This window comes from Lactivibrio alcoholicus, assembly GCF_055390895.1.
In genome coordinates this window covers 1,430,411-1,453,533 of sequence record NZ_AP042471.1, presented here as the reverse complement: position 1 = coordinate 1,453,533, position 23,123 = coordinate 1,430,411, and the positions used below count along the sequence as shown (strand labels likewise).

The window sequence follows — 23,123 nt, the reverse complement described above, 5'->3', positions numbered from 1 at the left end:
CAGGCCGGGGAGATTCTTTTGCCATGTAGGCGAAAGGCCTCCCGGCCCTTTTCATGTGTTCCGGAACTCCCGAAGCGCGTATAATCTATAAAAGGAATCGCTGGAGGGACTTTCGGATGTCCATTCGATCGAAGCTCTGGATGCTCGCGCTCGGAATATGCGTCGCCGTGATGGGGATGTCTGTCCTGACGTATTTCTGGGTCAGCGATCTCTTCGGTCGCCGCCTGGAGGAAGCGGGGCTCGCGTCGGCGCGCGACGGCGCCGACGCGATCACCGAGTACTTCGAAAAGCTCCGGGTTCTCACGGAGAACGTCGCGGTCGCGACATCGTTTCATCTGGCGGAGCCGGCCCTCGCGATGCGACGCGACGATCACGTCGAGACTCTGATGTCCTCGTTCCTCGAACGGCATATCGGCGCCGGAATTCAGGACATCTTTGCCGGACTCGAGTCGGACGGCTCGTTCGCGGACGGGTCCCGCTGGCGCGAACCCGAAGGCTACGACTGCAGGAAGCGTCCGTGGTACCGCCAGGCCGCCGACTCGGGGCGTACCGTGGTTACGAAGCCCTATCTCGACCTGATCACCAGAAAAAACGTTCTCTCCGTCACGACCCCAGTCCGTTCCGCCGATGGCGCGCTGCTCGGCGTCGCTGGAATCGACGTCGACATGCAGCGCCTTCAGACGCTCGTTTCGCCGCGGCGCGTCTTCGGATCGGGCTTCGGCATCCTGATCGGCGGCGACGGGACGATCCTCGCCGCTCCGTATCCGGAACTCGTGCTGTCCACGAACATCCTCGACCGGGATTTCGCCGAAAAAGACTTCCGGCTCGCGGGAGAACGCATGCTCGACGGAACCTCCGGAAGCGCGGATGTGTCGTTCCGGGGGCAGCGATGGCGGCTTTTCTTCCATCCGTGCGGGAAATTCCCGGGATCGACGGAACGTCTTTCGTTCGGTCTTCTTTTTCCGGAACGCGAGCTTCTCTCGCTCGCCCGCGATGTCGCTTTCCTGCACATGGGGGGCGGACTGATGGCGCTTTTCCTCGTCCTGCTCGTGATCATCCCGACAGCGATGGGAATCTCGAAGGCATTCACCGGACTGCAAAAGACGTCCGAGAAGATCGCGTTGCAGTTCTCGCCGAAGCGTGATCTCGCGGAAGCCGCGCTCTCGCTCACGATGCTGCACCAGTCCGTCGTCGAACAGAAGCGCCGGACGGGAATCTCGGAACTTTCCTCGTTCCTCGGAGGGCTCGAATCCGCGCTGAACGCGATCTCCGGACAGCAGGAAGAAATATCGGCGCTCACCGAAGAGACCATGGCCATGAACGACGAGCTGATCCATGCGAACGAAGCCCTTCGCAGGCGCGAGGATATCTGGTCGCGTACGCTCGAAGTGGCCGTCGCGATTTCGAGCCCCGGCGAGTTCGAAGACAAGCTCCACTCCATCGCGGAGACGATCCGGCAGGTGACGGGCGCGTTCGGCGTCCTGATCGCGCGCATCGACGGCGATGTCGCGATCAGCCTCGCGACGGCGGGATACCGCAACCAGATGGTTTCGCCGACCGCGCCGCTCGACGGGACGGTCGTCGGGCGCGTCGCGAGGACGGGGTTGCCGGCATGGGTCGAACGCGTCGATCGCGATCCCGAATATTTCCCCGTCAACCAGGCGGTCCAGTCCGAGGTCGAACTGCCGCTTTCGGAAATCGGGAAGGTCATCGGAGTCCTCGAGCTGGCCTTCGACCGCAGGACGCCGCGCAACGAAGAACTCCTGCAGACGCTGCACCCCGTCGCGTCGGCCCTCGCGGGCCTCATCGGCGCCGAGTACTTCCACCGCGAGATTCTCGACTCGTACCGCTACCTGGCAGAAAAACTCCAGTCCGTCACGGGAATCCACCACTACGAGACCGCGGAGCACACCGACCGCATCGGCGCCTATTCGCGGCTCGCGGCGGCGTGGTTCGGCCGGACCAAGGACGAGCAGGAAAATATCTTCGTTTTCGCGAGGCTTCACGACCTCGGCAAGCTTCGGGTTCCCGTCGAAATTCTCGCCAAACCGGGGCCGCTCACGGCCGAAGAGATGGATGTCGTCAGGAGGCACCCCGAGTGGGGCAGGGAACTTCTCGGCGACGCCAGCTGGCTCGATATGGCGCGCAGGATCTGCATGACGCACCACGAAAAATGGGACGGTTCGGGATATCCGTTGGGGCTTCGCGGCGAGGAGATTCCATGGGAGGGGCAGATCGTCGCGCTCGCCGACATCTACGACGCGTTGCGATCTCCGAGGGCCTACAAGCAGGGGATGACTCACGGAGAAGCCTGCCGGATCGTCATCGAGGGCGACGGCAGAACGATGCCCGGCCACTTCAGTCCGAAGGCGCTCGCGTTCTTCCGCGAGCGCAACGCGGATCTCGACCGTATCTTCTCCGAATCGATCCGGAAAACGAAGACGGTCTAGGTGTCTGTGCCCCTCCGCCATCCGGCCTCGGGGGGAAAGATCGCGCGCAGTTCGCGTTCCCAGGAACCGGAGAGAACGCATTGCGTCGTATCCGTTCCGACCACGACGAGGCGCGCGGCGTTCTGCTGCGCGTCCGACAGGACCGGGCGCCCCGCGCATTCCAGGATCGTGCAGTCGCTTCCCGTCTCGAGAACGTCCGCGTACGCTCGGTCGATCTCGCCCGAAACGACCCTTTCGACGTCGAGAATCTTGCCCGCAGCGAGAGACGGCTCTTCGTACGAACGACTCCTGAGCGCCGTGGCCGCCGCGACGCTCAGCGTCTCGAGAAGCGTCACGTCGCCGAATTCGGTCCCCGTCACCGCGTCCGAAACCGCCACATACCCCAGAAGTCTTCCCTGATCCCAGAAGAGAAAGAAATATTCCATCGAGTCTTTGTCCGGAACATCCGCAAGTCCGCGGACCCCAAGGCTCCTGAAGTAGTCGTCCGCGAGCGGCGCGGGCAGCGACGGGGGCGTTTCGCGGTCTTCGGCGAGCAGGATCGGAAACGCCTGCGGGACGCCGACGGCGACCGTTCGGCCGTCCTCGCGCTTCGCGAAGCGCACGTATCCGCCCGCGCGGGGCTGCCAGATCACGAGATGGACGGTCCGCGCCTGCGACATCTCGGCGAAGATCTCGAGAATCAACAGGAAGAGCGACTCCTTGCCGTGTTCCTCCATCATCCGGAGCGTCGCCTGGTGGAGGCTTTCGAGCCCGAACGCCTTCCGCGAGACCTCGGCGAACGCGGCCTCGCGTTCGCCCGAGAGGCACGAGAGCGACAGGGCCTTCGCCGAGACGTTCCCGAGCAGCTCGAGGAAGTTCATGTCCTCCTCCGTGACCTCGCGCTCCCACGCGAGAAGACAGTACACGCGGTTCTTGCACCCGGGAATCGGGAGGAGCACCGAGTAGTCCTTCGAGAGAAGATCCGAGTTCCGCTCCCCGAGGAGATCCCTGTGGGCCACGTCGATGCGTACCGGAACCGGCGAGAGGATCGGATCGCGGAAGAGGCCGACGCGTTCGATCGCGGGAGTTCCGTCCCCTTCCTTCGCCGAAAACGCCGCGCCGTCGTCGAGAAGCACGGCGATCCGGGATGGGAAGAGGCTTTCGCGGAGGACGTCCGAGAGGAACGCGATGAAGTAGTCGATCGGCATGGGCTCGAAAACGGAAGCGAGCGTGCTCTTCGTGGCGAGGATCATGTAGGCGAGCCGGGAGAGGCGTTCCTCGACGCGGTTCCGCCGGAGCGAATCCTGCCAGAGCCCAACGAGCGCCGCCGCGGGCCTGAGCTGCTCGAGAAGGTTCTCCGAGGGGTCCTGGCCGAGAAGGACGAACAGCTTCCAGTCGATGCCGCTCAGCCGGACGACGCAGGGCCACATCCCTTCGCTCCGGGCGAGATCGACGCGCGCTCCCGTCTCGGCGGCGGAACGGGGCGGGAAGAGCTCCTGAAGCTGCCCGGAGAGACGGCGCATATGCAGGCTCGACGTCGTGGTTCCGATGCCGTCCAGAATGACGAGATCCTCGCCTTCGGGCTGGACGATCAAAGCCGAGGATACCTCCGCGGCCAGGACATCCGACAGGAGATTCAGCGCTCCCCCGTTCAGGATGAATTCGACTCTCTCGTAGAGGTCCCGCATGTCCGTTCACTCCTTCCCCATCATTGTATGTATGGTAGCGCAAGTCGTGCGATGGCGCCAGATCTCCGACCGGATACGTATCGGTTCATTTTTTTCAAGCTTGTCTTTTATCCCCGTCGTCGTAGAATGCTCTTGAGGGGAAAATTGCCCCAGACATCATACATTTCAGGGAAGAACGGTGATAGCGCATGAACAAACTCGGAACGAGAATACTCGCGATCGTGCTCGTGTTGCTGCTCGCGTCGTCGGGGATCGTGGCGTTCTACGCGCTCCGCGTGAGCACGGAGCAGATGACCGTCGCCGCCGCCGACTACGAGGGGGCGCTCGCGAAGGCCACGGCCGAACAGCTCAACGATACCTTCGACCGCTTCAGCGGCATCCTCGTGGCCATGAACGCGCTCGTACGCACGCGGATCAACGTCACTGAGACCAATGTCGGCGTTCTCGACGTCCTCGTGGGGCAGTTCGCCGCGGCGAACGGGAAGTTCATCTCGGACCTCGGAACCCAGGCCGCGGAGATCACGGACGTCTACGTCTACTTCAACCCGGAGATGACGAAGAAGGACGCTCCGACCCTCGTCAACTTCACCCGGAACCAGGAAAAGGGCATCTTCATGTTTTCCGACAAGACCCCCTACACGTCGAAGGAGCTTCTGGACCGGAAGAACGCGGTGACGAACTGGTTCTGGAAGTGCCTCGACACGAAGGGGGCCTTCTGGGGCGACCCGTACGTCCGTGAGGGGAAGGAGCTCGTGAACTACTCGCTCCCGGTCGTGAACACGGAAGGGGCGACCATGGCCGTCGTCGGGATGACGTTCGACTACTCGTTCGTCCGGAAGGCAGTCTCCGCCGTGAAGATCTACAAGAGCGGCTACGCGTTCCTGCTCAACCAGGACGTGCGGTACATGGCGCATCCGACGCTCAAATTCGAGGGGCCGACGCTTCGCGAAGTCCAGAACGGGGCGTTCAAGGGACTCGCCGAGAAAATGCTCGCGGAGAAGCGCGGACGGTACGACTACGTCTGGGAGGGACAGGAGAAGACGATGACGTTCGAGACGCTGAAGAACGGCTACATCGTCAGCATGGCGTCGTCGAAGGCCGAATCGCTCGAAGGGGTATCGCAGATCCGCAACGCGGTATTCGCGGGCTCGGCGGTCATCCTCGCGGTGGCGGTCGTCATCATGATCTTCTTCGCGCGGAGCCTCTCGAAGCCGCTGGAGAACGCGGTGAGGCAGGCGAAGAAGATCGCCGAGACGGGAGACCTCTCGAAGGAAGTCGCGGTCGACACGTCGATCGTCGAGATCCGTCAGGTGGCCGAGGCCGTCAACGAGATGGTCCGCAGCGTGGACGGAGCCGTGAGGTCGATCCTGGACGTTGCGCAGAGGACGCTTTCCCGCGCGCAGGACCTTTCGGCGGCGTCGGAGCAGTCGGAAGCGTCCGCGAAGGAAGTTCTCGAAATGGCGGGACGCGCGGCGCGGAACACGCAGGACTCTGCGGCGGCGGTCCAGCAGGCCAACGCGGGAGTGGAGGAAGTCTCGGCGGGGGCGCAGGCCGGGGCGAAGGCGGCGGCGGCGGCGAGCGAACGGGCCGCCGAGATCGCGAAAGCGACGGAAAAGGGAGGCGACGCGGTCGACGAGATGGCGCAGCTGATCTCGCAGGTCAGCGCATCGGGCGACCAGGTCGGGGCGGCGATAGCGGCGCTGGCGAACACGGTATCGGGAATCAGCGGCTTCGTGGCGACGATCACCCAGATAGCGGACCAGACGAACCTGCTTGCGCTCAACGCGGCGATCGAGGCCGCGAGGGCCGGAGAGGCGGGACGTGGCTTCGCGGTCGTGGCGGAAGAGGTCAGGAAACTCGCGGAAGACTCCAACAGGGCGGCTGCGGAAGTGGGCAAGCTGATCGGCGACATCTCGAACCGGACGGACGCGGCGACGCGGGACCAGAAGGGATCGGCGGAGAAGGTGGCGCAGCTCGTGGAACGCGCGCGGGAGACGAAGGCGGCGATAGACGACGTCGTGGCGAAGGTATCGGTGATCACGGAGAACGTGCAGTCGATCGCGGCGACGATGCAGGAGCAGTCGGCGTCGAGCCAGGAGATGACGGCGGGGATGGACCACGTCGCGAAGTCGGGACAGGAGATCGCGGAGCAGATGGAGGCGATCAACGCGTCGGTGACGGAACAGAGCCGCGCGACGCAGTCGATCGCGGAGTCGGCGCAGGAGATGGTGGCGCTCGGCGAGGAGCTCCAGAAGGCCGTCGCGCGCTTCACCCTCGCGCAGTCCTCCGGCGGACTCGTCGCTAAGTAGACCCGATACGCCGACACAGGAAACGATTTTTTTCGGAAAGGGCCCCTGTGGATATCTGCGGGGGCCTTTTGTGCTTCCGAAACACAAAAAAACCGTTTTTTTCTTTTGTCTATTGAGTCTATTTTGTCCCGTCATCGTATAGAATAGTGATGGTTGCGGGAAAGGGGAGACTTCATGAAGCCGGACAACTATCGCGGGCCGGACAAGCGGCGTTTCTTCAGGGCGGAATGCCGCCTGAACACTGAATTCCAGATTCTGGACCCTGCGTTCGACGGCATATGGGATCCCCTCAGGCGCGCCGTCTCTGCCGATGTCCTCGATCTCAGCGTCGCGGGGATGAAGATCCGCTTCATTCCCCCGTCATGGGCGGATCCCGCCGACGGCACGGGCTTCGAATGGATGGAATGCGCCTTTCGCTTTATGATGAAGGGATCCTATCTCGTTCTGCCGGGACATATGCTCCGGATCTACGAACGGTACGGAAACACGTGCGTGACGGGGGTCGAGTTCGCGCCGCTGCCGCCCGACGAACAGTTCCGGATCGTGGAGCTTTTCGCCGAGTTTCGCCGGCGGCTCGCGGGGAACTGACGTCCACATTCGGAATGGATTCGCCGCCGGATGCAGTTCGTTGTAATTTACCCGTTTCGTCGTAGAATGAAGCATGAAGAAGAAAGAAACAGCGTTTCTTTGTCCTGATCTCATCATTATACGAAGAAAGAGCGGTGATACCGGATGAACAGACTCGGAACGAGAATACTCGCGATCGTGCTCGTGCTGCTGCTCGCGTCGTCGGGGATCGTGGCGTTCTACGCGCTCCGCGTGAGCACGGAGCAGATGACCGTCGCCGCCGCCGACTACGAGGGGGCGCTCGCGAAGGCCACGGCCGAACAGCTCAACGATACCTTCGACCGCTTCAGCGGCATCCTCGTGGCCATGAACGCGCTCGTACGCACGCGGATCAACGTCACTGAGACCAATGTCGGCGTTCTCGACGTCCTCGTGGGGCAGTTCGCCGCGGCGAACGGGAAGTTCATCTCGGACCTCGGAACCCAGGCCGCGGAGATCACGGACGTCTACGTCTACTTCAACCCGGAGATGACGAAGAAGGACGCTCCGACCCTCGTCAACTTCACCCGGAACCAGGAAAAGGGCATCTTCATGTTTTCCGACAAGACCCCCTACACGTCGAAGGAGCTTCTGGACCGGAAGAACGCGGTGACGAACTGGTTCTGGAAGTGCCTCGACACGAAGGGGGCCTTCTGGGGCGACCCGTACGTCCGTGAGGGGAAGGAGCTCGTGAACTACTCGCTCCCGGTGACGAACTCGGAAGGGGCGATCATGGCCGTTGTCGGGATGACGTTCGACTACTCGTTCGTGCGGAAGGCGGTCTCCGCCGTGAAGATCTACAAGAGCGGCTACGCGTTCCTGCTCAACCAGGACATGCGGTACATGGCGCATCCGACGCAGAAATTCGACGGTCCGACGATGCGCGAAGCCCAGAACGGAGCGTTCAAGGGACTCGCGGAGAAAATGCTCGCGGAGAAGCGCGGACGATACGACTACGTGTGGGAGGGAGTCTCGAAGACGATGACGTTCGAGACGCTGAAGAACGGCTACATCGTCAGCATGGCGTCGTCGAAGGCCGAATCGCTCGAAGGGGTATCGCAGATCCGCAACGCGGTATTCGCGGGCTCGGCGGTCATCCTCGCGGTGGCGGTCGTCATCATGATCTTCTTCGCGCGGAGCCTCTCGAAGCCGCTGGAGAACGCGGTGAGGCAGGCGAAGAAGATCGCCGAGACGGGAGACCTCTCGAAGGAAGTCGCGGTCGACACGTCGATCGTCGAGATCCGTCAGGTGGCCGAGGCCGTCAACGAGATGGTCCGCAGCGTGGACGGAGCCGTGAGGTCGATCCTGGACGTTGCGCAGCGGACGCTCTCCCGCGCGCAGGACCTTTCGGCGGCGTCGGAGCAGTCGGAAGCGTCCGCGAAGGAAGTTCTCGAAATGGCGGGACGCGCGGCGCGGAACACGCAGGACTCTGCGGCGGCGGTCCAGCAGGCCAACGCGGGAGTGGAGGAAGTCTCGGCGGGGGCGCAGGCCGGGGCGAAGGCTGCGGCGGCGGCGAGCGAACGGACGGCGGAAATCGCGAAGGCGACGGAAAAGGGAGGCGACGCGGTCGACGAGATGGCGCAGCTGATCTCGCAGGTCAGCACATCGGGCGACCAGGTGGGAGCGGCGATAGCGGCGCTGGCGAACACGGTATCGGGAATCAGCGGCTTCGTGGCGACGATCACCCAGATAGCGGACCAGACGAACCTGCTTGCGCTCAACGCGGCGATCGAGGCCGCGAGGGCCGGAGAGGCGGGACGTGGCTTCGCGGTCGTGGCGGAAGAGGTCAGGAAACTCGCGGAAGACTCCAACAGGGCGGCTGCGGAAGTGGGCAAGCTGATCGGCGACATCTCGAACCGGACGGACGCGGCGACGCGGGACCAGAAGGGATCGGCGGAGAAGGTGGCGCAGCTCGTGGAACGCGCGCGGGAGACGAAGGCGGCGATAGACGACGTCGTGGCGAAGGTATCGGTGATCACGGAGAACGTGCAGTCGATCGCGGCGACGATGCAGGAGCAGTCGGCGTCGAGCCAGGAGATGACGGCCGGGATGGACCACGTCGCGAAGTCGGGACAGGAGATCGCGGAGCAGATGGAGGCGATCAACGCGTCGGTGACGGAACAGAGCCGCGCGACGCAGTCGATCGCGGAGTCGGCGCAGGAGATGGTGGCGCTCGGCGAGGAGCTCCAGAAGGCCGTCGCGCGCTTCACCCTCGCGCAGTCCTCCGGCGGACTCGTCGCTAAGTAGACCCGGTCTTGTGTTTCCGGCCCGGAAAGACCGAAACGCGTTATGTTCGGAGGTGGCGTGATGGAATGCGTGCTCATTGAACGGGATCCGATGGTTTCATCGCTGGTGCGTCAGTTCGTGACCTCGGTCGCGGGGATGGAGATCTCAGCGGAGTATCGCGATCTTCCCGACATCGCCGATTCCGCGCTCGAAAGCGCCGAGATCGTCCTTCTCGAGCATCCTGCGACGCTCGACATCATGGAACTGCTTCGTCGCATGCACTCGATCGCGCCCTCGTGCAGCGTGGTTCTTCTCTCGGAGAGCAGGCGGGCCGACGACGCGATCCGCGCCTTCGAGAGCGGCGCGTTCGATCTTCTCTTGCGTCCGTTTTCGTTCGAACGACTCCGTGATGCGCTCGAAAATGTCGTCGCCTATCGCCGTTTTATGGCGACGGTTCCGGCGGAGGTCTCCCAGAGCGCTGTCGACGACCTGCGCGGCATCCGTTCGGCGAGCGCCCCGTCGTCGGCGCTGCCGATGAATATCGTTCGTCAGACGATGGACCTCATCCTCGACGCGCTGGAACAGGGGGAGTCCATGACCGCCGAAGAGGTCGCCGCAAGCGCCGGGCTGTCCCGCCCGACCGCATGGCGCTACCTCGAACACCTGTGCCGCTCCGGTCAGGTCATGAGTTCCCACGGATACAGACCGAAGGGGAGGCCCGTGCGCCGCTACAGCCTGCTCCACCGCTGATCCGGCCTCTTCCGGAATTGTCGATTCTGACGCTGTCCGGCGCCATGACGGGCCGGACAGCGTCGTGTACGGAGATGATACAGAAATGCCCCGATCCGTCGACCACAAACGAATACGCTTCTGGACGCACACTCGGCGCCGGCGCCAGTCGCAGCTGATCCGGGCGCTCGTCGTCGGCCTCGCGGCCGGCGCGCTCGGCGTCCTCTTCCAGTACGGCCTTTCGTTCGCCGAGTCGCAGCGTTTCGCGCTACTCGGCGCGCTCGAAGGCAGCCCCTTCCGGTGGGTCATCGTCCCGGTGCTCTGCGCGGTTGCCGGCGCGACGTCGCGCATGATCACGGGAGCGTGGGCGCCGGAAGCGTCCGGAAGCGGCATCCCGCACGTCAAGGGAGTCCTTCTCGGCCTCAGGTCCCTCAAGAAACGCATCATCCCCGTCAAGTTCCTGGGCGGCATGCTCGCGATCGGCGCGGGGTTCTCACTCGGACGCGAAGGACCGACGGTCCAGATGGGAGCGGTCGCGGGACATGCGGTCTCGCAGTTTCTCGGGGTCCCTCCCCGATACCGTCCCCAGCTCGTCGCCGCCGGCGCAGGAGCCGGGCTCGCGGCCGCGTTCAACGCGCCGCTCGCCGGATTCGTCTTCGTCATTGAGGAGCTGCAGCGCGAAATGTCCCCCTACACCTATGGTGCGGCCCTTGCGGCGACCGTCGTGGCGGACGTGGTCACGCGAACCTTCATCGGGCAGTTTCCCTCGTTCGACATCACAGGGATCTCCATTCCGCCGCTGAACCACCTTCCGCTCTTCCTGCTCCTCGGGCTTCTCTGCGGCCTGCTCGGGACGCTCTTCAACGTCGCGCTCCCGGGCGCGATGAACGCGATGCAGCGGATTCCCGGACCGCGATGGGGCAAGGCGGGAGCCGTCGGTGCGGCCGTCGGGATCGCTATCCTGATTTTTCCGAGCGCGACCGGCGGCGGACAGCACATCGCGGAGATCATCCTCCAGGGGCGCGCCGTCGAACTCCTGAAGACCGTCCCGTTCGCGACGGGACTTCTCGGGTTTCTCGGGGCGCTTCTCGCGGCAAAATTCCTTCTCACGCTTTTTTCGTATGCCGCCGGGGTTCCCGGAGGAATTTTCGCCCCGCTGCTCGTGATCGGTTCCGTAGCCGGAGCGCTGTTCGGCGAGCTGATCGACCTCTGGGTGCCGGGACTCGTGGCGCATCCGGAGGCGTTCGGCGTCCTCGGCATGGCGGCGCTTTTCGCGGCGGTCGTCCGGTCGCCGCTCACGGGCGTCGTGCTGATCCTCGAGATGACCGGATCGCACGCGCTCCTCTTCGCCCTGATCGTCACGGCGATGACGGCGTATTTCGTCGCCGATTTCCTCGGCACGAAGCCGATCTACGAGGCGCTGCTCGAACGGGACCTGCGCAGGAGCGACCCGTCGCGGAACGACGATCCGGACGATCCGATACTCGTCAACATGGTAGTCGAACCGTTCTCCGCAATGGAGGGCCGCCTCGTGAAGAACCTGGGATTGCCGAAAGGGTGCCTCCTGATCACGATCACGCGCGGAGGGCACGAGATCATTCCGGACGGAGGCACGGAACTTCAGGGGGGCGATCAGCTCATGGTCCTGACGTCCGGAACGTGTCCGATTCCGGATATCCGCCACAAGGGCCAGTTCGGCGGCGACGTTGCCTGAAACGATTCGGGCCGCGCTTGTGCGAAGCGCGGCCCGAATCGTTTCATTCCTCCGGAGTCCTGCCCTTCCTGACGGACGCGTTCTTCTCCGCCTCGTACTGCTTTTTCCAGAAGTAGTTGACGTGATGGATCATGGCCTCCCACGCCTTCTGCGGAGATTTCGACCTCATGGCCTCGAGGACTTTCCAGTGCTCGCGCCTGTCTTCGTCGGGAAGGATCGAATAGTGGAACTTCCGTTGCGCCCAGATCTCGCCGCGCAGCGAATCGAGAAGCTTGACGAGAAGCCTGTTTCCCGAGATTTCGACGATCGCGTTGTGAAACGCGTCGTGAATGTCGTTGAGAGACTCGCTGCGCTCTTCCCCCCTCAGGATGTACTCGAGCCTGTCGAGATCCGCGGGAGTCGCCCTCTGTGTCGCCCAGTACGCCGCCTGTCCTTCGAGAAGCTGCCGGATCTCCATGAGTTCCGTGTAGGAGGAGTCGGAAAACATCGTGACGGCAAGCTGGGTTCCGTTCAGGATCCTGTCCGCGTTTTCCGACAGGAACGTCCCCTGTCCCGGATGGGCTTCGAGAACCCCCGAATGCGCGAGCGCCTTCAGAACCTCGCGGATGCACGTCCGGCTGACGCCGAATGTCGCGGCCAACGACTGTTCCCCCGGGATCCGGCTCCCCGGAGTCCAGTGGTTCTCCTTTATCGCCGCTATCATCTGGGCCATGACGTCGTCATGGAGCGTGGATCTGTTCGCGTGCTTCAGCACTATGGTGTCCGACCTCCCTGAATGGTGCGGTGTTCCGTGCCGCGTTCGGGCGCTCCGGACGGAAGACGGCGGACAGATCGCGGCTTTTGTCCGGAGAATATATTATACAGTACGACATGCCGTTTATGGAGCGGCGAGTCGCACATCATGATGTTTTTTTCACGATGTTGCGGTCATCACCGGACGATCGACAAAAAAGGCCGTCCATCCCCTACCTGAGGGGACAGACGGCGTTCCCGAAAGACGGGGACGAAGGGGGAGTCGTCCGGTTCCGTCTATGATAGGGGGCATCCTTCGTGCTTCTTTCGCGCGGCCTCGCGCGGGACGATGTACTCGAAGTTTCCGTTGATCTCGGATTTCGTCTCCTTCCCTCCGGCGATTTCCAGGAGAAGATCGTAGAGCGCCGCGCCGGTCTGCGGGATCGTCGCTCCCTCGATGACGACGCCCGCGTTGAAGTCCGTGATGCTGCCGAGCTTCCGGAACGTCTCGGGGTTTCCCGTGAGCTTGAGCGTCGGCATGACCGCGTTGCCGACGGGAGAGCCGCGTCCCGAGCTGAAAGCCGTGACGACGGCTCCCTGCATCGCGAGACCGGTCAGGTTGAACGGATCGGGGCCCTGGGCGCGGTTGTCGATCACCCAGAGGCCGGGATGGGGCATCGTCTGGCCGAGCTTGAGAACGCCCTGGACCGGCGACGTTCCCATCTTCTTGATGTTTCCCATCGACTTTTCGACGAGTGTCGTGATTCCGCCGGCCTTGTTGCCCGGAGTCGGGTTGACCTCCTCGATTTTCTGCCCGTAGGTTTCGATGTATTCAGCCCGGAGTTCCGAGATCATGTCGAGTACCCGCAATCCCACGTCGTGAGTCACGGCGCGCGACGCGACGATGTGCTCGCTTCCCGGGAAGCCCGCGACTTCCGACATGAGGACGCTGCCTCCGTTCGAGACGACGAGATCGGTCATCGCGCCGATGACGGGGTTTGCCGAGAGCGCCGTGGTCCAGTCGGACCCGCCGCACTGGACGCCGACGACGAGGTCCGCGACCCGGCACGGAACGCGTTCCTGCGATTCGCAGACGCCCTTGAGCCTCCGGACGATCCCGATGCCCTTCCGTTCGGCCTCGGGAGACCCGCCCTCGCGCTGGATCAGGATGGCCTCGACGGGCTTTCCGGTCTCCGCGACGGCCGCTCGGACGCTATCGATGTTCGTCTGTTCGCAGCCGAGGCCGACGAGAAGGACGGCTCCGACGTTGGGGTTCCGTCCCGCGGATATGAGCGCGAGGCGCGTCCTCGCGTGGTCGTGTTCGAATTCGCAGCACCCCTGCTCGTGGACGATCGGGATCGTTCCGGTCGCCCGGGCGATCCGCTCCGTGACCGTGTTGGAGCACGAGACCATCGAGATCACGAGGACGTAGTTCCTGATTCCGATGCGTCCGTCGGGGCGCCTGTAGGCCATGATTCCGGTCATGTCCCTCACCCCTTTATCGCGCGGAAGGCGCGCTCGTATTCGTTGCAGAGACGATTCGTGATGTCTTCGACGTTCTGCGAATGAACGTGCGCGCCCGGGGCGATATCGCACGAGGCGAGGCCGATCGTGACGGCGTACTTGACGATCCTCTCCCCGCGCGGGATGCGCGACAGGGCGATCTTGTGGCCGAGGGGGACGGCGTCCTTCGCCGTGAGGCGTTCCCCCGCGCACTCGAGCGTCTCGCCGGCCGCCGTGTCCTGCGCGACGACGGCGACGTTGTCCTCGGGCTCGATCCGTATCGCCTTTTTCATCGTGTCCTACCCCCGCATCAGCGTTTCGATCTCGCGGATGGTCTTTCCCTCGAGTCCCATCTTCGCCAGAGTCTGCCCCGTCGCGAAATAGTCCTGCCCGAGCAGCAGGCCGCAGAGTTCGACGACGGCGTTCATGACGGGCGTCGCGACACCCGCGAGTTTCCCGAGTTCGACGAGCGGGACCATCGAGAAGGGCGTGTCCTCCGTGAGGAAGCGGTGGTCGAGCGTTTTCGGCGCGTCGGGCTTCGTTCCGCCGAAGGCGGGGTTCGCGAGGATGACAGAATGAAGGTCGTCGCCCGTCACCTTGTATTGCGTGCGGATCGTGTCGACGGTGCTCGCGAGGTCGAGTCCGAAGGCCTTCGCGATCGCGAGACGCTCCCGGTCGACGGTCTCCATCGCGCGGCAGACGCATTCGGGCATTCCGTCGAAGTAGAACCGGAAGTCCCCTTTGGTTCCCTCGATCCGGCCGGCGTTCATGAGCATCGGCACGCAGTGGACGACCATGTTCGTGTTCGCCATGCTCGTCTGCAACACGTTCGCGCCCCGTTTGTACGAGGTACAGAACGCGTCCTTCATGACGGCGTCGACGCGGTCGTAGTCGTTGTCCGGGAGGACGGCGAGCGTAACGGGGTTCTTGACGCCCCGGACGTTGACGCGGCCCGGTTCGACGGCCGCGCAGGCGTAGGGCAGGTTGTCCGTCTCTCCGACGAGGACGTTTTTTCCGAGCTTCCGGAACGCGTCCTTGAGTCCGAACGTCCCATAGTTTCCGGGCGAGAGAACGAGGATCTGTCCGTTTTCGAAATGAGGCAGCGCAAGGTCGAAAAACGCTTTCTGCGCGAACGACGGCGCCGTGAAGTAGACGATCTCGGCCCCCTCGAGCGCTTCGGAAGCATCTGTCGTCGCGCGCGAGAGTTTCCCGGCGCCGATGATCTTGTTTTCGAGTTCGATCGTGTTTCCCTTTGCCCGGATTGCCTCGACCGTGGCCGCGAACTTCGGGTGTTCGTAGAGCGTGACGTCGTGTCCCCGGAGCGCGAGGTCTCCGGCGAGCGCCTGGCCTCCGTTGCCCGCGCTCATGACGGTGATTTTCCTCATCGTGGTGTCCCCTTCTTTCGAGGGATATCGGGAAGAGGCCGCGTCGCGGCCCCTTCCACGCGTGTCGCGATTATTCGAGAACGAACGTCGAGACGATTTCGTTATATGCCTTCTCGCCGATGACCTTTTTGAACTCCGCCCAGGAGACTTCGCGGCCGATCTTCGCGAATTCCTTGAGCTGCGCGTCGGTCGGACGGTAGACCTTCGTCCCGGCCTTCTCCATCAGGTCGACGTAGTGATCCTGATCGGTGACGGCCTTGACCCAGCGGCGCTGCTCGAGTTCCTTCGCCTTCGCGTCGAGGATCTTGCGGTCGGCTTCGGAGAGCGAGTTGTACAGCTCGAGGTTGATCGTGAGCGGCCAGCACTCGAAGTGCGTGTTCGCCGCGATGTAGCACTTCATGAGATCCTGGAAGGAAACGTGGTAGTTTTCCGCGCCGCCGCCGAAGATTCCGTTGACGATTCCCGTCTGGGCCGCGGTGAAGAACTCGGCGAACGGGAGCGGCGTCGCCTGGTAGCCGAACGTGTTCGCGAGCGTCTCCCACGTCTTCATCGTGGGCACGCGAACCTTGAGGTTCTTCGGCGACGTCGGGTTGAGCGGATCGGCGGGTTCCTTCAGCAGGCCGATGCCTCCGAAGTAGACGGGCCAGTAGGCCAGAACCTTGATGTTCTGCTTCTCGTAGAGCTTCGCGATGTAGTTGCCGAACGGCGTGCCCGACGCGTAGTTCTTCTTCGCGAGTTCGTAGGTCGGCACCACGTACTGGAGCGTGAACGCGAGAAGCTTTTTGTCGACGTTCGTCGCGGCGGACATGACACCCATTTCGACGGAACCGATGCCGATCTTTTCCTGAACGACGGTGTAGTCGCCGAGCTGGTTGGCGCCGTAGACCTTGATGTCGATCCGGCCGTTCGTCGCCTTGCGCATCTCGTCGACGAACCAGGTGACTTCCTTGTCGATCTCCGAATTGGCCGGCCGGATGTGGGCGATCTTCCACGTGTAGGACTTGTCGGCGGCGAACGCGCTCCCGGCGAGGAACGCACAGCTCAGGACGATGGCCAGCGCACACAGAACAGCGTATTTTTTCACACGAGACCCCTCCTTGTGTCGAAACATGAAAATCCTGAATTCATGAAACACCGCTCGGAACCGGGTGAACCACACTTTCCGGCGTCTGCGACCGGCACCCCTCCCTCCACAGGAACGACGCTGTATTCCCCTTACATATAGCCGAGCATCCTCGGGAGCGTCAGCGAGAGCGCGGGCCAGTAGGTCGTCAGGAGCATGACGGGGACGTACCCGAGCAGGAAGAGGCCCACATGGGGAAGGATGTCCATGAATTCGACCCTGCCGATGCGCATTCCGAGGTAGAGCAGGCTCGCGTACGGAGGCGTGAGGCTGCCGATCGCGAGGTTCACGCAGAAGATCGCGGCGTACTGGATCGGATGCAGTCCGATCGCCTGGGCGAGCGGCATGAGCAGCGGCGCGACGAGGATGATTCCCGTCACGTCGTTGACGATCATTCCGACGAAGAGAAGCAGGAGGTTGATCAGGATCAGGATCATGACCTTGTTCGTCGTCAGGCTGAAGACCGCCTTCACGATGAGCTGCGGGATCTGGAGCACGACGTACGTCTGGCTCAGCATCATGCTGCACATGATCATGATCATGATCGATCCCGTCGAAACGCCCGAACTCTGCGACACGGACCAGAACGCCTTCGGAGTCAGCCCCTTGTAGACGAGGAAGCCGACGGGGATCGAATAGACGACGGCCGCCGCCGCCGCCTCGGTCGGCGTCATGACGCCCCCGTAGATTCCGCCGAGGATGAGGACGGGCATGAAGAGCGCGGGCAGCGCCTTCCACCCCTTGGTGACGATCTGGCGCCGCTTTTCCTGTTTCGTGATCGCTGGCGGGATGACGAGCGGGAACTTCTTCGCGCAATACAGGTTGATCGCGCAGAAGATCGCCGTCGTCAGGAGTCCCGGTCCGACGGTCGACAGGAAGCACGCGAGGACGCTCGTCCCCGTGACCCAACCGAAGATGATCATCGGCGTACTCGGCGGGATCAGGACGCCGAGGATCGACGAGCAGGTCACGAGCGCGGTCGCGAACGGCCGGGGATATCCGCGCTTGACCATCTCGGGAATGAGCATGTTGCCCGTCGCCGCGACGCCCGTGAACGCACTGCCCGATATCGCGCCGATGAGCGCGCACGTGATGGTCGCGACGATTCCGAGTCCGCCCCTGACCCGTGCGACGAAGACGTCCACGAACTCGAGAAGGTACTTCGCGATGCCGCTCTCGCTCATGAGCGACCCCGCGTAGATGAAGAGCGGAATGCAGAGGAGCGCCGGGCTCAGGATTTGCTGGAGTCCCCAGAGCATCATGCCCTTCATCGAGACGCCGCCGACGATGCTCATGTAGAGCAACGAACCGCTGAAACAGAAGGCGATCGGGATCCCGAGCGAGAGCAACCCCGTCAGGATGAGAAGCGAGATGACGGAAATCGTAACCATTCTAGGCTTCCCCCTCTTCTCCGACGAGGGCGTCGGACGGAGTCGTCGCGTACAGGCGCATGTAGTCGAGGAATTCGACCGCCGTGTAGACGAGCATCAGCGCGAAGCAGACGAACACCGGCGCCTCGGTGTAGATCATCGGGATGAAGAGCGTGTCGCTCGTCTTTTCGACCCTGAGGGAATACTTGAGGAAGTCGTATCCCCAGTTCGTCAGCCAGATCAGGATTCCCGCGGCGACGAACGCCGCGATCGCCCGGAGAAGAAAGATCTGCTTCTTCCTGTGGAAGAAGATCTCGAGAACGCGCGCGATGAGCTGATTCTGTTCCGACGACGCCTTGACCGCCGCCGCGAGGTAGAGCCACGTCGTCGGGAATAGACACAGCTCCTCGATGCCCATCAGCGGGGAGCGGAAGACGTAGCGAAGGAGCACCTGCACGAAGACGAGGAGCGAAATGGCGATGATGCTCAGAACGATGACGCCGTCGAGAATCCTGTCGAGCGGCACGAGCACCCGCCGGAGCGCGAACTGCCGTGTTTCCATCGAGGATCACCCTTTCGGCCCGGAAAGCGTTCTCCGGGGCGGTTTCTGGAGCGTGGAGGGTCAGCTTCGACCCTTCGCCTTTTCGCGCTCGATGATGATCCGCGCCATGACGGTCGCGGCCGCGGTCATTCCCTCCTGCGCGGTGCGGCCGATGGCGGCCATCGATTCGTCGGCCGAGTCGCAGACGAGCCCGTCGCCCTTTGGAACGACGTATCCGTCGAGCGCGAGAATCGCCGATTCGATCGCCATTCCGGCGGCCGCGGAGAGCTTGAGCGCGCAGCCGTACTTGGCGCCGTCGCAGACGATCCCCGTGAGGCTCCCCGTCATATTCTGGATCGCCCGGTCCGCGGAGGCGACTCCGCCGCCCAGAAGCATCGACGCGCCGGCCGCGATGCCGATCCCGGCCGCGATGGCGCACGCGCAGATCGCCGAAAGTCGTCCGATGCGGCTTTTCATGAGGATCGTCAGAAGGTAGCTCAGCGCGACGGCGCGCAGCATCTCCTCTTCGCCACGCCCGAGTTCCTCCGCCATGACCACGAGCGGGAGCATCGCCGTGATTCCGACGTTGCCGCTCGTCGCGCAGCTCATCGCGGAAAGTCCGAGCCCGCCCATCCGGGCGTCCGACGCGGCCGCGGTATAGGATTTCGCCTTCAGGACGAGACTGTCCTTCGCCATCGCCCGGTACGCGACGCCGAACCCGGCGCCGACGCCCTTCACGAGCCCTGCCTCGGCGAGCGCGCGATTCATCGCGACGCCGTCCTTCAGGAACGCGATGTCGGAAAGCGGAACGGTCTCGGCAAAACGCCACAGATCCTCGAGACGGTACTTCAGAATGGCGTCCTTCGAATAGTCGAACGTGGTCCCCTCGAGCGACGCGCGGGTGTCGACGATGACCTTCCCGTTCGCCTCGAGGTAGACGACGTTCGTGTGCGTCTTCGCGACGATCGCCTTCCCGACGCCGTTCTCCGTCTCGACCTCGGCCTCGATACGCAGCCCGACGCCCGTGTACTCCCAGAAGATATCGACGTCGACGTTCTTGAGGAACGCGACCGCCCTCTTTTCCTCTTCGGGCGTCACCTTGTTCAGAACTTCGAGCCCGGCTTTCGAATCGCCCGCGACCGCGCCGAGCGCGACCGAGATGTCGATTCCCATCCGGTCGGTTCCGGGAATGCCGACGCTCAGGCTGTTCTTGTAGGAGTCCTTGTCCATCCGGACCGTCGCGCGACGGGGCGTTCCGCCGACGGCGTCGCGCGCGGCGGCGGCGGCGAAGGCTATCGAGACCGGCCCGGTACATCCAAGTGCGGGTTTGACTTCTTTTTTGAGAATTTCGAGCAGTTCATTCATATCCGGATCTTCTCCTTCAATAAGTGGATTTCCGACGATGTTACGCGTTTTTGTTGCGGTGCAGGGCCATGTCGGTGACTTTGCGATTCCATTCCTCCTTGAGGCGCATCGCGGTCGGCGTCGACCCGAGACCGCCCTTCATCGTCCCCCGGAGTTCGGGCGGAAGGAGTTGTTGCGTATTTGCGAGGGCTCCGACGACCTCGTCGGGCGGAATCGCGCTTTCGAGTCCCGAGAGCGCCATGTCCGCGGCCGCGAACGCGTTCGCGACGCCGATGCCGTTCCGCTTGATGCATGGGATCTCGACGGGGCCGGCGACCGGATCGCAGATCAGTCCGAGGATGTTCTTCATGGCGAGCGCCATACCGTGCGCCACCTGCCCCGGAGTTCCGCCGGCGAGCTGGACGAGCGCGGCCCCCGCCATGGCGGATGCCACGCCGATCTCGGCCTGGCATCCGCCGATCGAACCGGAGAGCGACGCGCGCATCGCGATCAGCGTCCCGGTGACGGCGGCCGCGAGAAGGGCGTCCACGGCCTCGTCGTCGGATGCGTTCCGCTCTTCGACGGCGGTGATCAGCGCGCCGGGGACCACGCCGCACGATCCCGCCGTCGGAGCCGCTACGACGCACCTGGCGCAGGCGTTCGTCTCCATCGCGGCGATCGCGCGCGCGACGGCCTTTCCGAGCGTCCTGCCTCCGACCGTCCGACCCTCCTCGACGGCACGGAGCATTCTCGCGCCGCAGTCTCCGGGAACGAGCCCGGCGACCAGGTCGTTCTTCCCCCGGATTCCATTCTCGACCGACTCCTTCATCGTGCCCCAGATCCGCGCGATGCGCGCGCGCACGTCGCTTTCGGCGAGTCCGCTCCGGCGGCACTCGTATTCGGTCGCGATCTGCGGCAGGGAACATTTGCGATCTTCGGCGAGACGGAGCATCCCGTCGAAGGACGTGAAGAGCGCGTTCGTGTCGCGCAACTTGTAGTCGAGGACTGCGGAAAGCGGGAAGACGTCCGAAACGCCGCGCGAGGCGCGCAGGCGCCCGGCGATCTCCGGGGAGGGAACGCGATCGAGCAGGCAGGTCCAGAGCGCGTCGTTTCCCTCTTCGGCGCGGACGACGCCGAGGGGCTTTTCTCCGAGCAGGGATTCCAGACCGTTCGCGTCGAAAGACCGGTCCGCCGTGAACAGGATCCCCTCCTCGCTGCCGCGGAGCCGGATCGGAAACTTCCCGAATTCCGTCATCAGGATCTCTCCACCGCCGACGGTGATTCCGACGACTCTCAGAGTTTTCCCGTTTCGGGAGAGGCGCATATCCACGGTGTTGGGGTTTCTGTCGGATTCGTATTCGGTATGGTAGGTGACCGGAATCCCGCGTCTCGCCGCCTCGTCCAGCGCGGTGCGGACGATGGGAGCGTCCTCGCCGTAGCCGAGAAGACCCGCCACGATCGCCGAATCGCTCAGATGTCCCTTATAGGTACGGGCGAGCGCGTTTCCGTAGAAATGTAGCTCGATGCTTTCCGGGGCGCCCCCGAGAAGAATGTGCCCCATGCGGCCGATTCGGAGAACTCCCGCCGTATGGGAGCTGGACGGCCCTGTCATGATTGGTCCGAGAGCATCGAAAAGACTGACGAGGCGATCGCTGTCTTTCATGATACACGCTCCTTATGATGTCGAAATCAATACCGGCCGGGTTTTTTAATACTCGACGAACGAGTACGTTCCGCCGATTCCCTTCTCCTTTGCCCGCTGCCAGGCCACCGTCGCGACGGACACGTCCATCGCGCCCGTTCCGATCGGAATGCAGACGACCCGCTCGTCGGCGGACACGATGCCCTTCTTCTTTCCGGCGGCGAGTTCGCCGATCGTCGCGTAGAGATCCTTTTCGGTCAGACGGCCGCTCGTCCCGTGCTTGGCGAGCGCGCCCCTGTGAAGGGCCTGTCCCACGTGGTCGACGACGATCTTGTCTGCCTTCTCGATGCACTCGTCGGAGCACTCCTGATACGACCCCATCGGGAAGAGGATCATTCCCGGACGGAACCAGTCGTACCGGAAGAACTCTTCCTTCGACTGCGTGACGCAGACCGCGATATCGCCCGCGGCAGCCTCCCGGGGATCGGACGCGATGGTGATGCGCCCCTTCACGAACGGCTTCATGTCTTCGGCGTAGCGTTCCGCCGCGGCCCGGCTCACGTCGTAGACCATGACCTCCGCGATGTCGAAGAGTTCCGCGATGGCCATCGTCTGCGTGTGTCCCTGCATCCCGGCGCCATAGAGGCCGAGCCGGATCGTCTTTCCCTTGCCGTACATGTACTTGAGCGCCACGGCGGTCTGCGCGCCGGTGCGCATGTTCGTGATATAGGCGCCGTCCATCACGGCCCGGAAGTGTCCGAGATGCGGATCGATCAGCAGGATCATCGACGTGATGTAGGGGAATCCCTTCGCCTTCCGCTCGCCGAGGAAGCCGCCCGCCCACTTGATTCCGGCGCTGTCGCACCAGCCGATGTACGCCGGCATGGCGTTCATGAACCCCGCGTACGGCGGAAAGGCGGCAGTCTCGCCCAGGTCGAGGTTCACCTTGGTCGGATTGACGACCGTCCCGTCCCCCATCCCCCGGAAGGTTCTGTCGACACACTCGACGATATCCTTCATGGTGACGACAGACTGAATCTCCTTCTGGCTCAACAGCATCGTTTCCACTTTCACGTCACACATCCCTTTCCAGAGTACGTTTTTTGTGAACCGTTCCGTTTTCGCACGAATATCACAACACATCATAATGTCGGACATTTAGATAATAGCATTCATGCGTCGAGTCAGTCAACAATGAATTGCCTGACGAAATAGGCGCATTGCGACTCCCATTTCGCGCATCGGGAACCTCGGACCAAAGCAACGTGTTTGCTCTGGTGAAAAACAATACGAGCAAATACATTCATTTATGAGCAAATGGATTGTCGGGAAATGAAAGAGCCCGTACCCTGTGTGTGGAACCCGAAGGGGGGTGGAGCCTTTGAACAGCGAGGGGAAACTGCGCGACATGATCGGACCGCTCCATGGCGAGGAAGAGGGGTGGCGCGAGATCGGCCTCTGTTTGGTCGATCTGGGACTCAACGTCGTGATGCGCGAAGGAAGGATCGGAGATGTCGGCGCGGAAGGCGAAAAGTGCTACCGCGCGTTTCACGGCCGGAGAGCGCCCTGCCGGGGGTGCGCCGCGACGGAGACGATTCGCGACGGAGAACCGCACTCCTCGGTCTGCGAACGGGGCTGGAGAGGTACCAGGACCCGGTGCCGCGTGGACGCCTACCCCGTCCGCGACGCGACGGGGGTGCTGTGGGGCGTCGTCGAGCGGATCTTCGAGGGCGTGAGCCGGCAGAAAAAGGCCGAATAGCGCAAACGACGAGCCTGGACGCG

General features: G+C 63.4%; 18 protein-coding genes. 7 read left to right on the top strand and 11 right to left on the bottom strand.

What is annotated here, in order from left to right; genetic code table 11:
* Positions 1-116: 116 nt before the first annotated feature.
* Complete coding sequence (locus ACZ5IU_RS06770) at positions 117-2,450, top strand: HD domain-containing phosphohydrolase (RefSeq protein WP_464421437.1); 2,334 nt, start codon at positions 117-119, stop codon at positions 2,448-2,450.
* Here the strand turns inward: ACZ5IU_RS06770 and ACZ5IU_RS06765 are convergent.
* A complete protein-coding gene (locus tag ACZ5IU_RS06765) occupies positions 2,447-4,117 on the bottom strand; it encodes a hypothetical protein (RefSeq protein ID WP_464421436.1) in 1,671 nt (556 codons plus the stop codon). The two genes, ACZ5IU_RS06770 and ACZ5IU_RS06765, sit on opposite strands and share 4 nt — an antisense overlap.
* A gap of 188 nt (positions 4,118-4,305) precedes the next feature.
* On the opposite strand from ACZ5IU_RS06765, the gene ACZ5IU_RS06760 reads away from it, so the two are divergent.
* The 5 genes from ACZ5IU_RS06760 (at position 4,306) to clcA (ending at position 11,701) form a co-directional block, all read left to right on the top strand.
* A complete protein-coding gene (locus ACZ5IU_RS06760) occupies positions 4,306-6,426 on the top strand; it encodes a methyl-accepting chemotaxis protein (RefSeq protein WP_464421435.1) in 2,121 nt (706 codons plus the stop codon).
* A 174-nt stretch (positions 6,427-6,600) separates the two neighbouring features.
* Positions 6,601-7,014, top strand: coding sequence for a PilZ domain-containing protein (locus tag ACZ5IU_RS06755; protein WP_464421434.1), 414 nt, complete (start codon positions 6,601-6,603; stop codon positions 7,012-7,014).
* Positions 7,015-7,158: 144 nt separating this feature from the next.
* Positions 7,159-9,279, top strand: a complete 2,121-nt coding sequence (locus tag ACZ5IU_RS06750) for a methyl-accepting chemotaxis protein (RefSeq protein ID WP_464421433.1) — start codon at positions 7,159-7,161, stop codon at positions 9,277-9,279.
* 60 nt (positions 9,280-9,339) lie between these two features.
* Positions 9,340-10,008, top strand: a complete 669-nt coding sequence (locus ACZ5IU_RS06745) for a helix-turn-helix domain-containing protein (protein WP_464421432.1) — start codon at positions 9,340-9,342, stop codon at positions 10,006-10,008.
* 85 nt (positions 10,009-10,093) lie between these two features.
* A complete protein-coding gene (gene clcA / locus ACZ5IU_RS06740; protein WP_464421431.1) occupies positions 10,094-11,701 on the top strand; it encodes a H(+)/Cl(-) exchange transporter ClcA in 1,608 nt (535 codons plus the stop codon).
* Positions 11,702-11,744: 43 nt separating this feature from the next.
* Here clcA and ACZ5IU_RS06735 read toward each other — a convergent pair whose 3' ends face one another.
* From ACZ5IU_RS06735 to ACZ5IU_RS06690, 10 genes are all read right to left on the bottom strand, one after another.
* Complete coding sequence (locus ACZ5IU_RS06735) at positions 11,745-12,455, bottom strand: FadR/GntR family transcriptional regulator (protein WP_464421430.1); 711 nt, start codon at positions 12,453-12,455, stop codon at positions 11,745-11,747.
* 275 nt (positions 12,456-12,730) lie between these two features.
* A complete protein-coding gene (locus tag ACZ5IU_RS06730; protein WP_464421429.1) occupies positions 12,731-13,918 on the bottom strand; it encodes a UxaA family hydrolase in 1,188 nt (395 codons plus the stop codon).
* 5 nt (positions 13,919-13,923) lie between these two features.
* A complete protein-coding gene (locus tag ACZ5IU_RS06725; protein ID WP_464421428.1) occupies positions 13,924-14,229 on the bottom strand; it encodes a UxaA family hydrolase in 306 nt (101 codons plus the stop codon).
* Between the two features lie 6 nt (positions 14,230-14,235).
* The gene (locus ACZ5IU_RS06720) at positions 14,236-15,321 is read right to left on the bottom strand and encodes an NAD/NADP octopine/nopaline dehydrogenase family protein (RefSeq protein ID WP_464421427.1); all 1,086 of its coding nucleotides are present in this window, start codon (positions 15,319-15,321) and stop codon (positions 14,236-14,238) included.
* Between the two features lie 70 nt (positions 15,322-15,391).
* Positions 15,392-16,405, bottom strand: coding sequence for a TRAP transporter substrate-binding protein DctP (gene dctP, locus ACZ5IU_RS06715; RefSeq protein ID WP_464421426.1), 1,014 nt, complete (start codon positions 16,403-16,405; stop codon positions 15,392-15,394).
* Positions 16,406-16,536: 131 nt separating this feature from the next.
* Positions 16,537-17,835 carry a TRAP transporter large permease gene (locus tag ACZ5IU_RS06710; protein WP_464421425.1) on the bottom strand — a complete coding sequence of 433 codons (1,299 nt, stop codon included), beginning with the start codon at positions 17,833-17,835 and terminating at the stop codon, positions 16,537-16,539.
* Between the two features lies 1 nt (position 17,836).
* Positions 17,837-18,376 carry a TRAP transporter small permease gene (locus ACZ5IU_RS06705; protein WP_464421424.1) on the bottom strand — a complete coding sequence of 180 codons (540 nt, stop codon included), beginning with the start codon at positions 18,374-18,376 and terminating at the stop codon, positions 17,837-17,839.
* 60 nt (positions 18,377-18,436) lie between these two features.
* Complete coding sequence (locus ACZ5IU_RS06700) at positions 18,437-19,720, bottom strand: L-cysteine desulfidase family protein (RefSeq protein WP_464421423.1); 1,284 nt, start codon at positions 19,718-19,720, stop codon at positions 18,437-18,439.
* A gap of 40 nt (positions 19,721-19,760) precedes the next feature.
* Positions 19,761-21,362 carry an L-serine ammonia-lyase, iron-sulfur-dependent, subunit alpha gene (locus tag ACZ5IU_RS06695; RefSeq protein WP_464421422.1) on the bottom strand — a complete coding sequence of 534 codons (1,602 nt, stop codon included), beginning with the start codon at positions 21,360-21,362 and terminating at the stop codon, positions 19,761-19,763.
* Positions 21,363-21,407: 45 nt separating this feature from the next.
* Entirely contained in the window at positions 21,408-22,415 is a 1,008-nt protein-coding gene (locus ACZ5IU_RS06690; RefSeq protein ID WP_464421421.1) for an ornithine cyclodeaminase family protein, read from the bottom strand.
* A 307-nt stretch (positions 22,416-22,722) separates the two neighbouring features.
* Between ACZ5IU_RS06690 and ACZ5IU_RS06685 the strand changes: the two genes are divergently transcribed.
* A complete protein-coding gene (locus tag ACZ5IU_RS06685; protein ID WP_464421420.1) occupies positions 22,723-23,100 on the top strand; it encodes a hypothetical protein in 378 nt (125 codons plus the stop codon).
* Positions 23,101-23,123: the final 23 nt, after the last annotated feature.